Source organism: Streptomyces sp. NPDC002795, assembly GCF_042888725.1.
In the GTDB taxonomy this organism is placed as follows: Bacteria; Actinomycetota; Actinomycetes; order Streptomycetales; family Streptomycetaceae; genus Streptomyces.
Genome location: NZ_JBIAQB010000012.1, coordinates 210,668 through 226,273, shown reverse-complemented (window position 1 = coordinate 226,273; position 15,606 = coordinate 210,668). Strand labels below are relative to the sequence as shown.

At 70.9% G+C, this 15,606-nt stretch carries 13 protein-coding genes and 1 tRNA gene; 6 read left to right on the top strand and 8 right to left on the bottom strand.

Annotation, left to right across the window (positions count from 1 at the left end):
* Window positions 1-54: 54 nt before the first annotated feature.
* The gene (locus tag ACFYWS_RS32320) at window positions 55-297 is read left to right on the top strand and encodes a DUF397 domain-containing protein (protein ID WP_389282353.1); all 243 of its coding nucleotides are present in this window, start codon (window positions 55-57) and stop codon (window positions 295-297) included.
* 20 nt (window positions 298-317) lie between these two features.
* Here the strand turns inward: ACFYWS_RS32320 and ACFYWS_RS32315 are convergent, their stop codons facing one another.
* Window positions 318-815, bottom strand: a complete 498-nt coding sequence (locus ACFYWS_RS32315) for an ATP-binding protein (protein ID WP_389282352.1) — start codon at window positions 813-815, stop codon at window positions 318-320.
* A gap of 257 nt (window positions 816-1,072) precedes the next feature.
* Here ACFYWS_RS32315 and ACFYWS_RS32310 point away from each other — a divergent pair, with 257 nt between their 5' ends.
* The 3 genes from ACFYWS_RS32310 to ACFYWS_RS32300 all read left to right on the top strand — a co-directional run bounded on the left by ACFYWS_RS32310 (window position 1,073) and on the right by ACFYWS_RS32300 (window position 4,075).
* A complete protein-coding gene (locus ACFYWS_RS32310) occupies window positions 1,073-1,969 on the top strand; it encodes a helix-turn-helix domain-containing protein (RefSeq protein ID WP_389282351.1) in 897 nt (298 codons plus the stop codon).
* 96 nt (window positions 1,970-2,065) lie between these two features.
* Window positions 2,066-3,523 carry an aldehyde dehydrogenase family protein gene (locus ACFYWS_RS32305; RefSeq protein ID WP_389282350.1) on the top strand — a complete coding sequence of 486 codons (1,458 nt, stop codon included), beginning with the start codon at window positions 2,066-2,068 and terminating at the stop codon, window positions 3,521-3,523.
* A gap of 39 nt (window positions 3,524-3,562) precedes the next feature.
* Complete coding sequence (locus tag ACFYWS_RS32300) at window positions 3,563-4,075, top strand: hypothetical protein (RefSeq protein WP_389282348.1); 513 nt, start codon at window positions 3,563-3,565, stop codon at window positions 4,073-4,075.
* A 2-nt stretch (window positions 4,076-4,077) separates the two neighbouring features.
* Here the strand turns inward: ACFYWS_RS32300 and ACFYWS_RS32295 are convergent, their stop codons facing one another.
* The 3 genes from ACFYWS_RS32295 to bla form a co-directional block, all read right to left on the bottom strand.
* Window positions 4,078-6,438 carry an FUSC family protein gene (locus tag ACFYWS_RS32295; protein WP_389282346.1) on the bottom strand — a complete coding sequence of 787 codons (2,361 nt, stop codon included), beginning with the start codon at window positions 6,436-6,438 and terminating at the stop codon, window positions 4,078-4,080.
* Between the two features lie 106 nt (window positions 6,439-6,544).
* Window positions 6,545-7,669: a DUF2786 domain-containing protein gene (locus tag ACFYWS_RS32290; RefSeq protein WP_389282345.1), complete on the bottom strand. Its 1,125-nt coding sequence runs from the start codon at window positions 7,667-7,669 to the stop codon at window positions 6,545-6,547.
* An 18-nt stretch (window positions 7,670-7,687) separates the two neighbouring features.
* On the bottom strand, window positions 7,688-8,599 hold the full coding sequence (gene bla, locus ACFYWS_RS32285; RefSeq protein ID WP_389282456.1) for a class A beta-lactamase: 912 nt from the start codon (window positions 8,597-8,599) through the stop codon (window positions 7,688-7,690).
* A gap of 148 nt (window positions 8,600-8,747) precedes the next feature.
* Between bla and ACFYWS_RS32280 the strand changes: the two genes are divergently transcribed.
* Together ACFYWS_RS32280 and ACFYWS_RS32275 are read left to right on the top strand one after the other, a co-directional pair.
* Window positions 8,748-9,590 (top strand): nitrilase-related carbon-nitrogen hydrolase, encoded by an 843-nt coding sequence (locus tag ACFYWS_RS32280; RefSeq protein WP_389282344.1) that lies wholly within the window; start codon window positions 8,748-8,750, stop codon window positions 9,588-9,590.
* 171 nt (window positions 9,591-9,761) lie between these two features.
* Entirely contained in the window at window positions 9,762-11,462 is a 1,701-nt protein-coding gene (locus tag ACFYWS_RS32275) for a bifunctional 3'-5' exonuclease/DNA polymerase (RefSeq protein ID WP_389282343.1), read from the top strand.
* Window positions 11,463-11,588: 126 nt separating this feature from the next.
* Here the strand turns inward: ACFYWS_RS32275 and ACFYWS_RS32270 are convergent, their stop codons facing one another.
* The 4 genes from ACFYWS_RS32270 to ACFYWS_RS32255 form a co-directional block, all read right to left on the bottom strand.
* The gene (locus ACFYWS_RS32270; protein ID WP_389282342.1) at window positions 11,589-12,155 is read right to left on the bottom strand and encodes a Uma2 family endonuclease; all 567 of its coding nucleotides are present in this window, start codon (window positions 12,153-12,155) and stop codon (window positions 11,589-11,591) included.
* 319 nt (window positions 12,156-12,474) lie between these two features.
* Window positions 12,475-12,548: transfer RNA gene (locus ACFYWS_RS32265), tRNA-Thr, on the bottom strand.
* 94 nt (window positions 12,549-12,642) lie between these two features.
* Entirely contained in the window at window positions 12,643-14,220 is a 1,578-nt protein-coding gene (locus ACFYWS_RS32260) for an alpha/beta hydrolase (protein ID WP_389282341.1), read from the bottom strand.
* 124 nt (window positions 14,221-14,344) lie between these two features.
* A complete protein-coding gene (locus ACFYWS_RS32255) occupies window positions 14,345-15,550 on the bottom strand; it encodes a DNA polymerase III subunit delta' (RefSeq protein WP_389282339.1) in 1,206 nt (401 codons plus the stop codon).
* Window positions 15,551-15,606: the final 56 nt, after the last annotated feature.

Genomic DNA, 15,606 nt, shown 5'->3' with positions numbered 1-15,606 from the left:
GACCACAGAATCATTCACTGTTAGAGCACTGACAGCACCACCGGGGAGCGAACCGTGCACCACGTGTACAACGGCATGGCGGCCACGGACTTGCACGGAGTGGTCTGGCAGAAGAGCAGGCACAGCAACTCGCAGGGATCCTGCGTGGAGTTCGCGAAGTTGCCCGGCGGAAGGATCGCCGTGCGCAACTCGAACTTTCCGGAGGGGCCCGCGCTCGTCTATACGCCCGCGGAGATAGAGGCGATGCTCCTCGGCGTGAAGGACGGGGAATTCGACCATCTGACGGCCGGGGCCTGACGCGACAGCAAGAGCCGTTCTCAGATCCTGAAGAGGGCCCAGACGACTTTGCCGCTCAGCGGTCCTGCCAAGGGGTGCCAGCCCCAGCTGTCGGCGAAGGAGTCGACGAGGAACAGGCCGCGCCCCGACTCCGCCGAGAAGTCGGCGTCGATGTCCACCTCTTGGGCGGCCGGACTGTCGTTGCTGGGGTCACGGACCGCGCACACTACGCGCGAAGACCAATGCATCAAATGGAGCCGCACGGGCGGATCCTGGCCGTGCGGGGTGTCCGCCGGGAGACCGTGCCGCAGGGCATTGGTGACAAGTTCGGAGACGACGAGACAAATATCGTCGAAGCGCTCCAACGCCTCCCAGTCGGCGAGCGTCCTGCGACTGAACTCCCGTGCGGAGCGCACCGCTTCATAGCGGGCGGGCAGAGCACACGACGCGGTGCTGGAGACAGCCGAGGGGTCGACCGGAGGCAGGCTCTGCCTCAACGCATCTAAAGGCTCGAGCATGGTCGATCCATTCGTCCCCATGCGAGGTACTCCCCATTTTTCGCAGTACGCAGCGAGCGGTGGTGGCGCCATCGTTCCGAATGCGTACAGCGGATGCAAGGGCAGATGCACGTGCACGCGCCCGACTTGAGCACCCCCGTACCGCTTCTCGCGCATTTCTTCCTACGACTTCTTGCGCATGTAGTTCGTGATCTTTCCGTTTCTGTAACCGAACGAGTACAGGCTGGAGCGTTTTGATGGCAGACTTCGGCCGTGGACCAAGGGGAGGGTGAAGAGACGTGACCGCTGGGGAGGCATGGGGGTCGCCCCAGGCGCTGAACTCTGGTGGAGGCTCGGTGGTGCGACGCATCCTGCTGGGCTCACAGCTGAGGCGCCTGCGGGAATCGCACGGGATCACCCGCGAGGCCGCCGGCTACTCGATTCGCGCCTCCGAATCGAAGATCAGCCGCATGGAGTTGGGACGGGTGAGCTTCAAGACACGCGATGTCGCCGACCTGCTGACGCTGTACGGAGTGGATGACGAGGCAGAGCGCTCCGCGCTGCTCTCGCTCGCGAAGGAGGCCAACCTCGCGGGCTGGTGGCACAGTTACAGCGACGTACTGCCCGGCTGGTTCCCCACGTACCTCGGGCTCGAAGGCGCGGCGACCCAGATCCGAGGGTACGAGGCCCAGTTCGTGCACGGACTGCTGCAGACCGAGGACTACGCCCACGCGGTCGTCGAGCAGGGCATGAAGGGGGCCGCGCGCGAGGACATCGAGCGGCGGGTCGCGCTGCGCATCGAGCGGCAGAAACTGCTGGTCGACGAGCGTGCGCCAGAGGTGCACATCGTGCTCGACGAGGCCACGGTACGGCGCGTGCAGGGAGGGCGCGAGGTGATGCGCGGGCAGCTGGAGCACCTCATCGAGCTGGCCTCGCTCCCCCATCTGACCCTGCAGATCATGCCGTTCAGCCATGGCTGGCACCCCGGCGAGTCCGGCACGTTCACCATTCTCACGTTCCCGGAGTCCGACCTCTCGGATGTCGTCTTCCTCGAACAGCTCACCAGCGCCCTGTATTTGGACAAGCGCGAGGACGTGGCGCAGTACGAGAAGGCCATGACGGAACTCTCGAACCAGTGCCCCTCTCCCGAGGACAGTGCGCGACTACTCCGTGACGCGTTGTCCGAATTGGCGTGAGCCTGCTGTGAGTTGACGGATCTCTTGCTGTAACTGTCGGTACCCGCCAGTACGATGACATGCGTCAAGGGTGCCCGCGCTGCAGCAAGGGATTACATGTCCTACTTCACGGAACTGGACCGGCAGTACATCGACGGCTCGTGGCGTCCCGGACGCGGCGCGTGGGACATCATCGACTTCAATCCCTATAGCGGGGACAAGCTCGCCTCCATCACCGTCGCCTCCGTAGAAGAGGTCGACGAGGCGTACCGCGCGGCCGAGCGGGTCCAGAAGGACTGGTCGAGGACCAACGCGTACGCGCGCCGTGCCGTCTTCGAGCGCACCCTGCGTCTCCTGGAGGAGCGCGAGGAGGAGATCACCGAGGCGATCATCGACGAGCTCGGTGGTACGCGGACCAAGGCCGGCTTCGAGCTGCACCTCGCCAAGGAGTTCCTGCGCGAGTCGGCCCAGCTGGCGCTGCGCCCGCAGTGCAGCGTGATCCCCTCGCCCGTGGACGGCAAGGAGAACCGGCTCTACCGGGTGCCGGTCGGGGTGGTGGGCGTGATCTCGCCGTTCAACTTCCCGTTCCTGCTGTCCATGAAGTCCGTCGCGCCCGCGCTCGCGCTCGGCAACGGCGTGGTCCTCAAGCCGCATCAGAACACCCCGGTCACCGGCGGCTCGCTGGTCGCGAAGCTCTTCGAGGACGCGGGCCTGCCTGCCGGTCTGCTCAACGTCGTGATCACCGACATCGCCGAGATCGGCGACGCGCTCCTGACCCACCCCGTGCCCAAGGTCATCTCCTTCACCGGCTCCGACCAGGTCGGCAGGCATGTCGGAGTCGTCTGCGCCGCGCAGTTCAAGCAGGCGATCCTCGAACTCGGCGGCAACAGCGCACTGACCGTGCTCGACGACGCCGACATCGACTACGCCGTGGACGCCGCGGTCTTCAGCCGGTACGTCCATCAGGGCCAGGTCTGCATGGCGGCGAACCGGATCCTCGTGGACCGCAAGGTGGAGAAGGAGTTCACGGAGAAGTTCGTGGCGAAGGTCTCCTCCCTCAAGACCGGCGACCCACGCGACCCCGACACCGTCATCGGCCCGGTCATCAACTCCACGCAGGCGGAAGCGATTTCGGGCGTCGTCGCCACCGCCGTCGCGGAGGGCGCCACCGCTCTCGTACGCGGAGGTGTGGACGGGAACATGGTGGAACCGGTCGTCCTCACCGGACTGCCCGCCGACTCCCCCGTCCTGCGCCAGGAGATCTTCGGCCCTGTCGCCCTGCTCATCCCGTTCGACGGGGACGAGGAGGCGGTGCGGATCGTGAACGACACCCCGTACGGGCTGAGCGGCGCCGTGCACACGGGCGACGTGGAGCGCGGGGTGGACTTCGCCCAGCGGATCGACACCGGCATGTTCCACGTGAACGACGGGACCGTGCACGACGAGCCGCTCGTCGCCTTCGGCGGGCAGAAGCAGTCGGGGATCGGGCGGCTCAACGGCGAGGCGACGCTGGAGGCGTTCACGACGCAGAAGTGGATATCCGTGCAGCGGGGGCGCTCGCGGTTCCCGTTCTAGAGACGTACTGATCCAGACGTACTGAGGTTGGGAGACGTTGTGCGCAGCAGGACCGTGCGGTTCGGGGTGGGCGCTGCCGCCGTGGTGGTGGCGCTCGCGCTCGGCGGGTGCAGTGGTGGGGGTGACGAGGACGGCGGAGAGGCCCAAGGCAAGGGTTCAGCCTCCGCCTCCGCCTCCGCCTCGGCCTCGGCCTCGAAGGGGAGTTCGCCCGGGTCCGGGGCCGGGGCCGAGCCCGGTTCCGTGAAGGACGCCGAGGGCATCTGGAAGGCGTCCACGGGCGGCAAGCCCGTCGTCCTCGTCGTCGGCGAGAAGCAGGCCGCGCTGACCACCGCCGACGGACACCTGTGCACCGGGACCCTGGCCGGCACCGGCAGGCCGACGCTCACGCTCAGGTGCGCGGACGGGAACACCGACCGCACGAAGGGCGCGGTCGAGTCCAACGACGGCAGCACGATGCGGGTCTCGTGGGACGCGGGCACGAAGGACACGTTCAAGAAGTCGAAGGACGGCGAGCTGCCGACCGCCCTGCCCAGCGGCCTCCCGACGAACTGAAGTCACCTCTGGTCGGTCGACTCCCGGGTCATCGGCGGTACGTCGGTGTCGAGCGCGTCGGAGAGTTCGTCCAGCGTTTCGAGGAACAGCACCGCTCCGCGGCGCACCACCCGGTCGGGGACGCCCTCGCCATCCCACGCGTCGAGGGCCTCGCGGACCGGCTTCCAGCGTGGGATCCGGCGCTCGCGGATGGCCTGGGCGCCGTCGCGGGTCGCGGTGCGCAGCGCGTCGGCGAGCGCGTCCGCGGCGGGCACGGGGGTCGCGCCGCGCTCCGGAAGGTGCGCCTCCATCAGCATCACGACGCGGCCGATGTGGTGCAGGGCGTGCGCGGCCTCGTCGGCGGCGGCGTTGGACAGGCCGCGGTGACGTACGGGTTCGGTCTTGGCGCGGGCCGCGGCCTGCTCCCAGGCGATGTGCGCGTCACGGGCCTTCAGGAGGGCCTCGCGCACGTCCGGGCAGCTCTTGCCCGCCGGGCTCGCGTAGTGCGCGACGACCGCGGCGGCGTAGTCGCCGAGCGCGGCCAGCCAGTCGGCGAGCCGGGTGCGCAGGCGCGGGGTCTCCCAGGCCGGGTACAGCGCGTACGACAGCATCGCGAGCACGCCGCCGACCAGCGTCAGCACGACACGTTCGGGGACCGTCTGGCTCCACTCCTGGCCGCCCATGCCGAGCAGGAACACCACGTACATGGCGATGCAGCCCTGGGCGGCGAGCTGCCCCGTGCGCATCAGGAGGTACATCAGCCCCGCGCACACCACGGCGAGCACCGCGGAGAGGTACGTGCCGGGGTGCGCGAGCTGCAGGATGGCGGTGGCCACGATGACGCCGACGAGCGTGCCGCAGAACCGGGCCACCGCCCGTGAGTACGTCTGCGAGAAGTCGGGGCGCATGACCATCACGGCCGACATCGGCGCCCAGTAGCCGTGCCCGAACGGGAGGAAATCACCGATCAGGTACCCGGCGACGGCGACGGCGGCCACGCGATTCGCATGCCGCAAAATCGGCGACCCGGGCCGCGCCTCCCTCCGAATCGCCCGCACGGCCACGGGGAGCAGCTGAAAGATGCTGGGCCGGCGTAGAGGTTGGGCATTCTCAAGCCCCTGCGGCGGATGAGCACTTTCCAGCCCCTGCGGCGATTGAGCAGCGGGGTCCGGGGCGGAGCCCCGATCTTTCAGCCCCGCCGGCGCTTGAGGCGCGGGGTCCGGGGCGGAGCCCCGATCTTTCAGCCCCGCCGGCGCTTGAGACGCGGGGTCCGGGGCGGAGCCCCGATCTTTCAGCCCCGCCGGCGCTTGAGACGCGGGGTCCGGGGCGGAGCCCCGATCTTTCAGCCCCGTCGGCGCTTGAGGCGCGGGGTCCGGGGCGGAGCCCCGTGGCGTGGGGGCGGTGCCGCCAGCCGTCTCCAGGACGTCGCGGAGGAGGGAACCCAGACGGGTGGCCGCCCGCTGCGGCGGCCCGGACAGAATCCCCCCGATATCCGGGGACCGAAACGCCGCGATCGCATCCGGCGGAACCTTCACCGGCGACCCGTGCCGGATGGCCCTCGCCGCGACGTCAAGGATCGCCCCCGTCGCGGCAAGCAACTCCCGCACACGGTCCCGCTCCGTCCCCTCCTCCGGCACCCCGACCGCCGGATCCGCGAGCGAGGCAAGCACTGGCCGAATCCGCTCCGCGAGCCCCCGCGCCCCGTGCAGTTGGGCGGGCCGGGTGCGCGCCTGCCGCGGGGTGAGCGCGGCCGCGTTCCGCGCCAGCATCAGCGGCTCCGGATCGAACGCGGCGACGGGATCGTGCCGCAACCGCCGCGCGTAATCGGCCTCCGCCGCAAGCGCGTCGGCGAGGGCGTCACGGTGCGCTCCCCATCTGCGTACGGGAAAGAGGATCACCAGCGCCGCCTGGACCAGGCCGCCGAAGGCCATCATCGCCGCGTGGCCCGCGGCCTCGGCGATCGTCGTCGGCAGGGTGATGGTCACGAGCATCATCGCGACGTTCGACGACGCCATGATCCCGATGGTCGGCCCCGCCGCCCACGCGAGGCCGGCGAGATACGTCCACAACGCGAGCAGTGGCAGGAAGAAGAAGAGGTGGGAGCCGGTGAGATAGCCGAGGAACGTCGAGATGCCGAGGCTCGCGCCGGAGGCGAGCGCGAGTTCGGGACGCGGCCGCCAACTCCGCTGGAACGTGGCGATCGCCGCCTGGAACGCACCGAAGGCGGAACCGGCCGCCACCGCGGGACCGAACAGCGACAGGCTCACCGCGAGCACGATCGCGAGCCCCGCGGCGCCGCGCAGGGCGATCAGCGGTTCGAGGCGCTTGCGCTCCACGGTCAGGCCCGAGCGCGTGGTCACCTTCAACGCCCGGAACCAGCTCATTTCGCAAGAATACGGGCATTGACCATTCAGGCAGCGGGACCTTACGAGCGCGCGGCACAGACGGAAGTGTGAAGACAGCCCTGGAGACCCCGCCCCAGCCCCCGACTCAGCCGCCGAGCCGCGCCCGCTGCGCCGCCTCGGTGCCCTCGGTCCAGCCCGCGTCGTCGGTGACGCCCCTCATCCGCGTCGTCACGGTCTCGGGGAACATCTCCTCGGCCCGCCCCGTGACCGCGACGTCCCGCGCGGCGAGCACCGGCAGCACCTCGCCCGCATCGGCCGCCTCACCCGTCACCCGCTCGGCGACGGCGGCGAGCCGGTCCCCGATCCGGTGCGCGTACGCGGCGAGGAACGACTGCCGGAAGGTCTTCGTACGCTTCCTGCCGCCCGCCCGCTGCTCGGCCTCCGCGCGCGTCATCGCCGCCGTGGCCTGCACGAGCAGCGACGTATGGAGCACCTCCACGGCCTCCAGATCCGGCTCGAACCCGACCACCGTCGAGAACCCGAACGCCGAGTTCCACACCGCGCGGCAGCGATTGGCGCCGGCCACCGCGTCGAGGAGGACCGCCTTCGCCGTCTCGTAGGGGGCGTCGACACCGATCCGGCAGGCGGCGGGCACGTCCTTCGCGTGCGTACGGGAGGCGAGCAGCGCCTCGTCGACCGAGTGCCGGGCCATCAGCTCCTGCGCCTTCGCCGACAGCGCCTCCGCCTCCGGCGGGTACCCGGTCCGCTCCGCCTTGGCGAGCAACGCGCGGATCTTCGCCAGGGCGCGCGGCTCGCCCGCCACGGGGACGGTGATCGACTCACCCGGCACCGGGCCGACCGGCTCAATGGCGGGCAGCCGTGCGAGCAGCCGGTACAGCTCCAGGGCGGTGGTCGCGTACGAGAACCGGTCCGTGCGCGCGGGTTCCTCCGCGGGCAGCTCGGCGAGCTGGGCGGCCCAGCGCGGCGGCAGGTTCTCGTACCGCTCGGTCTCGGTGCGGATCAGGCGGGCCGCCAGCCGTTCATGGCCCGCGTCAAGACCCTCCTGCCGTACGACCATCCGCAGCACGTCGGCCGGCTGCCAGCCTCGCTCCCACGCCCGCCGCACGAACTCCCGCCCCCGCAGGGCGAGTTCATCGTCGGAGGAGGGAGCGGCGGCGAGCAGTGAGGCACCGGTGTCGAGATCGCCGCCGTCGTGCAGGGCGGCGGCGAAGGCCCGCTCGACCGTGCTGTCACCACTCGTACCGCTCATACGGCCATGATCTCAGCCCTACGAGGTCAGGGACTCCACCATCAGTTCGGCGGCCCGCGCCACGAGCGGGTCGTCACCTTCGGCGCCCTGGTCCGGCTTGGTCGACAGGACGGAGAGGATCACCGGCGCCCCGTCCGGCGTCCAGGCGATGCCGACGTCGTTGGTGGTGCCGTACCTGCCCGTGCCGGTCTTGTCGCCGACCACCCAGTCGGCGGGCACCGCCTTGCGGATCCGTTCGTCGCCGGTGGTGTTGTCGAGCAGCCAGCGGGTCAGCCGGTCCCGGTCGGCGGGGGCGAGGGCGTCACCGAGGACCAGACGCGCGTACGTCGTCCCGATCGCGCGGGGCGTGGAGGTGTCGGTGACGCGGCCCGGCTCGGCCGAGTTCAGCTCGGGCTCCCAGCGGTCGAGCCGAGTCGTGCGGTCGCCGATCGAGCGGACGAAGCGGGTGACGGCGGTGGGGCCACCGAGGTACTTCATAAGGAGGTTGGCCGCGGTGTTGTCGCTGTACGAGATCGCGGCGCCGCACAGCTCGTCGACGGTCATGCCGTGCGCGAGGTTCTCCGGCTTCCCGGTGACCGGGGCGCCGCCCGCACGGTCGATGTCGGCCTGCGTGTAGTGGACGCGGCGGGCCAGGAACTCCCCGTCCTTGTCGAGGTCGCGCAACACAGCGGCGACGGCCAGCGTCTTGAACGTGGAGCACATCGGGAAGCGCTCGTCGGCACGGTGCCGGACCGTGCGCCCGGTGCTGATGTCGTGCGCGAACACGCCGAGGCGGGCGCCGTGCCTGCGCTCAAGGGCGGCGAAGCGGCGGTCGGCCGACTCGGCGTGCGCCGTGCCGGTCGCCGCCCGGGCGGTGGCGGTTCCGGCGAACGCGGTGGCGCCGATGGCGGTCGCGGTGGTGAGGATGGCGCGGCGGGTGGTGGACACGATGGAGGGTGGCCCTTTCTGCGCGACGATGATCTTTTCGACCGGTACGGGTACGAGGACGGTCCCGCCCACCCCAACGGTTGCGGCCCCACCGAGGTGCCCGGGACCACCGAGATGCCAGAGGCCACCGCGACATGCGAGGCTCGGGGGCATGAGAGTGGCACTGGCGCAGACCGACTGCGAACTCGGCGATGTTGACGCCAACCTGGAAACCGCCCGCGAACAGATCGCGCAGGCCGCGGCCCAGGGAGCGGATCTGGTCGTCTTTCCCGAACTGAGCCTGCACGGCTACCACCTGGGCGGCCTGAAGTCGGACACGTCGATCGCCACGAACGATCCACGACTGCTCGGCCTCACGTCCCCCGACGGACCGGACGTCATGGTGGGCCTGCACGAACACACCAGCCTGCGCGCGTACAACACATCCGCCTACTACGCGGGCGGCGCCCTGCTGCACGCCCACCGCAAGCTGTACCTCCCGAACTACCTGGCCTGGGAGGAGCGCAAGCACGTCAGCCCCGGCCAGCACTCCCGCGCGTACGACCTGCCCCGCGACCACGGCCGGGCCGCGACGCTGGTCTGCAACGACGCGTGGCAGCCGGTGCTCCCGTGGCTGGCGGTGCAGGACGGCGCGGAGGTCCTGTTCGTGCCCGCGAACAGCGCGGCGACGCTCGACCCCGAGGCCATGGACACGACCCTGTACTGGGACACGCTCCTCTCGTACACGGCCAAGATGCTCCAGTGCTGGGTCGTCTTCGTGAACCGCGTCGGCAACGAGAACGGGGCGTCCTTCTGGGGCGGCTCCCGCGTCGTCGACCCGCGCGGCACGGTGGTGGCGCAGGCGCCGCAGTGGGAGCCGGGGCTCGTGACGGTCGACATCGACGTACACGAGGCGCGACGCCAGCGGAGGGCGGTCCCCTTGGTGGCGGAGGCGCGGCTTGGGCTGGTCGACCGGGAGGTCCGCCGATTGATCGACGAGGGCGGCGACAGCTAGGCACTCGGACGAGCCCATCAAGCCCCTGCGGCGTCCGGACCAATCCTCCTGCGGCGGTCGAGCCAATCAAGCCCCTGCGGCGATTGAGCAGCGGGGTCCGGGGCAGAGCCCCGAGACCGCAACACCGTCGCGGCGGAAAGATTGTCAGTGCCGGGTGTGACACTCGGCACTGTGACCGAACGATGGGCCCTCGCCCCCACCGAGCACGGCGGCGCCGACCTCGCCCCGCTGGGCCCGGACGGCCTGCCCACCGGCCCGATCACCCAGGCCCCGGACCTCGCGGCCGCCGTCCGCTCCCGACCGGAGGTCACCCGCTGGGTCTGGCGCGACACCCACGCCGTCTACCCCCACCTGCTCGCCGCCGGCGTCCGCGTCGAACGCTGCTACGACATCGAGGCCGCCGAGAACCTCCTGATCGCACACGAGGGCCGGCACGGCGAACCCCATTCCGCCGCGGCGGCCCTCGCCCGGCTCAAGGGCGCCCCCATCCCGCCCGACCCCCCGCCCCGCGTCGCCGCCCCCGGCTCGCAATCCTCCCTCTTCGAACCGCGCCCACCCGTCGACGTCACCCTGACCGATCTCATCGACGTATACGCGGAGCAGCAGCGCCGCCACGAGGCGACCGCCCAGCCGGGCCGGATGCGGCTGCTCACCGCGTCCGAGTCGGCGGGCATGCTGGTGGCCGCCGAGATGCACGCGGCGGGCCTGCCATGGCGGGCGGACGTGCACCGCGCGCTCCTCGGCGAACTGCTGGGCGAACGCTACGGCGGCGGGGGCGAGCCGCGCCGCCTGGCCGAGCTGGCGGACGAGGTGTCGGCGGCGTTCGGCAGACCGGTCAGACCCGACCTCCCCGCCGACGTCATCAAGGCGTTCGCCCACGCCGGCATCAAGCTCACGTCCACGCGCCGCTGGGAGATCGAGGGCATCGACCACCCGGCCGTACCGCCCCTGATCGAGTACAAGAAGCTGTACCGGATCTACACGGCGCACGGCTGGTCCTGGCTCCAGGACTGGGTCAGGGACGGCCGCTTCAGACCCGAGTACCTGCCGGGCGGCACGGTCTCGGGCCGGTGGACGACGAACGGCGGCGGCGCCCTGCAGATCCCCAAGGTCATCCGCCGCGCGGTGATCGCCGACCCGGGCTGGCGGCTCGTCGTGGCCGACGCCGCCCAGATGGAACCACGCGTCCTGGCCGCGATCTCCCGCGACCCGGCGTTCATGGAGGTCTCCGGCCAGGCCGCCGACCTCTACCAGGCGGTCTCCGACCGGGCGTTCGCCGGTGACCGGGGCCAGGCCAAGCTGGCGGTGCTCGGCGCGATATACGGGCAGACCTCGGGCGACGGCCTGAAGAACCTGGCGCTGCTGCGCCGCCGCTTCCCGAAGGCGGTCGCGTACGTCGACGAGGCGGCGCGCGCGGGCGAGGAGGGCCGCCTGGTCCGCACATGGCTGGGCCGCACCTGCCCACCGGCCGTGGGCACCGCCGAGCCCGAGGAGGCCGGCATCCCGCAGGACGAGCCCGAACAGCCCGCGGACACCGGCGGATTGACGTCCGGTTACGGCTACGGATACGCCTCGTCGAACTCGCGCGCCCGCGGCCGCTTCACCCGGAACTTCGTCGTGCAGGGCAGCGCCGCCGACTGGACCCTCCTCGTCCTGGCCGCACTGCGCCGTGATCTCGCTTCCATGGCCGCCGAGTTGGTCTTCTTCCAGCACGACGAGGTGATCGTGCACTGCCCGGCCGAAGAGGCGGACCGGGTCAGCGAGGCGATCCGGGAGGCGGCAGACCTCGCCAGCCGAATCGCCTTCGGCGAAACCCCGGTGCGCTTCCCGTTCACGGTGGCGGTGGTGGAGTGCTACGCGGACGCCAAGTGACCACCGGCACAACCAAAACCCCAGACCGGATTCGATCCGACCTGGGGTCCGCGTCTGAGCCGCCCTCGGAACCGCCCGATCCCGCAGCGCTCACGTGCCTCGGCAAGCCGCTCTCTGGCGTGGGGCTCAGATCCGCCCGAGGTCAACCTCGACCGGGAAGGGCGCCGAGGACTTCACAACACCGGTGAACACGTCCCCGTCCCGGTAGGTCCTGCTCGCCGGATCGAGCACGTACGTATACACCAGCGGGACCCCGGTCGCGGCCTGCTCGACCCGCCAGTAGAAGGCGATGCCGGCCTTGGCGTACTGGTCCGTCTTCACGATCCGATCGGTGGTCTCCGACCCCGGCGAGACGACCTCGACGACGAGCAGCACGTGCTCCGGCCGGGTGGGCGAGACATCAATCGTGTCCGCGCGATACACCACAACATCCGGACGCCGATTGGTGAGCGGAACATCCTGCAGACGGACATCGAAGCCGGTGTCGGCGTTCCACTCCGTCCCCGCAGCGGCCTCCAAGGCATTCGCCAGGATCCGGACAAGCCGGTTGTGGCGCTTGGTCGTACTGGGACTCACGACGACCATCCCGTCCACGATCTCGATCCCCGCACACTGCTCCTCGGACCAGGAGTCGTACTGCTCCGCCGTGATCTGCTCGTGCATCCACGCAGGAGCCACCGACTCGGCAGTCATGACTCACCTCCTGGACACCATGCGAGCGGGACCGATCCCGCTGAGATCAACGTACTGTCCCGACCGCCCCGGCAGGCGGTAAGCACCTGGCGACCTCGTAGAGCCCGCGGAACCAGGCGGGGTTGCCGACACATCTGGGCGTGTAGAGCACTCACCGTCCGTTCGCCGCCAAAGCCGAACAACGCGTCGAACGACCCGGCACGGGCTCCGGGCTCCCCGCATCTCCTCAAAACCGCAGGTATAAGCCTGCCCGCCACCGCACCCACAGCAACGACAAAACCCCAGGTCGGAATATGTTCCGACCTGGGGTTCCAATCTGAGCCGCCTTCGGGATTCGAACCCGAGACCTACGCATTACGAGTGCGTTGCTCTGGCCATCTGAGCTAAGGCGGCGCCGCCGCGCGCACCGGAGTGCGTCAGCAACGTCGCCAATCCTACACGCTCCTCAGGAGTGCTCCGCACAGCCTTTATGGCCGGGGGACACGCACTACGAGCAGCGTTTTCCGTCGGCCGGAGGGGTGCCGGTCAGCAGGTATTCGTCGATCGCTCCGTCCACGCAGTCGCTGCCGCGGCCGTACGCCGTGTGACCGTCGCCGTCGTACGTGAGGAGGCGGCCGGAGGAGAGCTGGGCGGCGAGGGACTTCGCCCAGCGGTAGGGGGTGGCCGGGTCGCGGGTGGTGCCGGCCACGACGATGGGGGCGGCGCCTTCGGCGGTGATGCGGTGGGCTTCGCCGGTCGCCTTCACCGGCCAGTAGCCGCAGTTCAGGGAGGACCAGGCGAGGCCCTTGCCGAAGACCGGGGACGCCTTCTCGAAGTCGGGGAGCGCCTTCTCGACCTCCGCGGGCGAGGTGAAGGACGGCGGCTGGTCCAGGCAGTTCACCGCGGCGTTGGCGAACATCATGTTCGAGTACGTGCCATCGGGGTCGCGCTCGTAGTAGCTGTCGGAGAGGGCGAGCAGACCCGCGCCGTCCTTCTGCTTCATGGCCGCGGTGAGGGCCTCACGCAGCTGCGGCCAGGCCCCCTCGTCGTACATCGCGGCGATCACGCCGGTCGTGGCGAGGGCCTCGCCGAGCTTGCGGCCGCCCTCGTCCCCGGTGTCGATCGGCGAGCGGTCGAGGGTGGCGAAGAAGCCCTTGAGGCGCTTGCCCGACTGGTCGGGGGTGCCGGTGCCGAGGGGGCAGTCGGAGCGCTTCGCGCAGTCCTTCGCGAAGGACTTGAACGCCGTCTCGAAGCCAGCGGTCTGCTGTTCGTTCATCTCACGCGCGGGCAGGGAGGGGTCCATCGCGCCGTCGAGGACGAGCCGGCCGACCCGCTCCGGGTACAGGCCCGCGTACGTCGCCCCCAGGAACGTCCCGTACGACGCGCCTACGTAGTTGAGCTTCTCGTCGTCGAGGGCCGCGCGTACGAGGTCCATGTCGCGGGCCGCCTCGACCGTGGAGACGTGCGGCAGAACTCGGCCGGACGTGCGGGTCGACGCCTCGCAGCCGGCGCCGAACCCCTTGTAGGCGGCGGTCAGACGGGCCCGCTCGGCCTGGTCGTCCGGGGTGACGTCGGTCTGCGTGTACGCGTCCATCCGCTTGCCGCCGAGGCAGGTGACGGGTTCGCTGCGGGCGACGCCGCGCGGGTCGACGGCGACCATGTCGTAGCGGGCGCGGACCTTCTCCGGGTAGCCGATGCCCGCGTACGACTGGAGGTAGCCGACCGCCGAGCCGCCGGGGCCGCCCGGGTTGACCAGGAGCGAACCGAGGCGCTTGCCGGGTCCCGTGGCCTTCTTCCGGGAGACGGCGAGGTCGATGTCGCCGGCGGACGGCTCGTCGTAGTCGAGCGGCGCCTTGAGGGTGGCGCACTCGAATCCGGGCACGCCGCACTCGCGCCACTTCGGGGCCTGCTCGTAATACGGGGCCAGATCGGCCGGCGTGGCACGGGGCAGCGCGGCGAGCGAGGACCCCGGAGCCCCCGAACTGCCCGACGCGCAGGCGGAGATGGAGGCAAGCAGTATCCCACCGGCGACGGCGAGCACGGCGGGGCGGCGGCGTGGGGTGAGGGGGTGGCGCCAGGAGTACATCGGCCGAGCGTAACGCTCCGCGCGCGACCGGTCACCTTGCGTACGACCGGTGGAAAGGTCACGCCCCGCTCTGGGACGAGAGCCAGCGGGGCCCGGGGCAGAGCCCCGCGGCGTGGGCCCGCGACTACCCCGCCCGCAACGCCACCGTCATCGCCTCCACCGCCAAGAGCGGCGCCACATTCCCGTCCAACGCCACCCGGCACGCCCCGATCGCCTCGATCCGCCGCAGCGTCGACTCGGGAGAGGTACCACGGGCGACCCGCTCCAACGTGTCCTGGATCTCGATGTTGGCCAGGTCCACGCGCGAGCCGAGCTGCATCGCGAGCACGTCCCGGTAGACGACCGTCAGCTCGGTGAGCGCAAGGTCGAGGCTGTCGCGCTGCGAGCGCGTGCGGCGCCGCTTCTGCATGTCCTCGAGGTCCTTCATGGCCCCGGCGGTGCCGCGCGGCATCCGCCCGCCGCTCTGCCCGCCGAGCGCCGCCTTCAGCTCTTCCGTCTCTTTGGTGTCGACCTCTTCGGCGAGCTGCTTGGAGTCCTCTGCGGCAGCGTCCACCAGTTCCTGCGCCGCCTTGAGGCAGCCGCCGATCTCCTCGACGCGCAGCGGCACCTTCAGGACGGCGGCCCTGCGCTCCCGCGCGCGCGGGTCCGTGGCCAGGCGGCGGGCCCGGTCGATGTGGCCCTGCGTGGCGCGGGAGACGGCGGCCGCGACGTCCGGCTCGATGCCGTCACGCCGGACGAGCATGTCGGCGACCGCGGAGACGGCGGGCGTGCTCAGGGTGAGCAGGCGGCAGCGGGAGCGGATCGTCGGCAGTACGTCCTCCACCGAAGGTGCGCAGAGCAGCCACACCGTGCGCGGAGCCGGCTCCTCCACCGCCTTCAGGACCGCGTTCGCCGACTTCTCGTTGAGCCGCTCGGCGTCCTCCACGAGGATCACCTGCCAGCGGCCGACCGCCGGTGACGTGTACGACTTGCGGACCGTGTCACGCATGTCGTCGACGCGGATCTGGGTGCCGACCGCGGCCACCGTCGACACGTCCGCGTGCGTGCCGAGCAGCGCGGTGTGGCAGCCGTCGCAGAACCCGCAGCCGGGGGCGCCGCCGAGGGCGCGGTCCGGGCTGACGCACTGGAGGGCCGCGGCGAACGCGCGGGCCGCGGTCTCCCGGCCGGCCCCCGGCGGCCCGGTGAACAGCCAGGCGTGCGTCATCTTCGACGCGGCCGGCGGCGGGGTGTTCGCGGAGGCCGCCGTCACCAGGGCGTCCGCGTCCCGGGCGGCCGCGCTCAGCTCCGCGATCACCCGGTCCTGACCGACCAGGTCGTCCCATACGGCCATGCGGCCACCGTCCCTTGCTCATGCCGAGTCCCAGCGAAACTCATTGTGCCGGTCCC

Coding starts and splice junctions, on each gene's coding strand:
- ACFYWS_RS32290 (WP_389282345.1), bottom strand. CDS start 7,669: ATGAGCGGTACGAGTGGTGACAGCACGGTCGAGCGGGCCTTCGCCGCC.
- ACFYWS_RS32255 (WP_389282339.1), bottom strand. CDS start 15,550: ATGGCCGTATGGGACGACCTGGTCGGTCAGGACCGGGTGATCGCGGAG.
- ACFYWS_RS32295 (WP_389282346.1), bottom strand. CDS start 6,438: ATGAGCTGGTTCCGGGCGTTGAAGGTGACCACGCGCTCGGGCCTGACC.
- ACFYWS_RS32280 (WP_389282344.1), top strand. CDS start 8,748: ATGAGAGTGGCACTGGCGCAGACCGACTGCGAACTCGGCGATGTTGAC.
- ACFYWS_RS32270 (WP_389282342.1), bottom strand. CDS start 12,155: ATGACTGCCGAGTCGGTGGCTCCTGCGTGGATGCACGAGCAGATCACG.
- ACFYWS_RS32305 (WP_389282350.1), top strand. CDS start 2,066: ATGTCCTACTTCACGGAACTGGACCGGCAGTACATCGACGGCTCGTGG.
- ACFYWS_RS32315 (WP_389282352.1), bottom strand. CDS start 815: ATGGGGACGAATGGATCGACCATGCTCGAGCCTTTAGATGCGTTGAGG.
- ACFYWS_RS32260 (WP_389282341.1), bottom strand. CDS start 14,220: ATGTACTCCTGGCGCCACCCCCTCACCCCACGCCGCCGCCCCGCCGTG.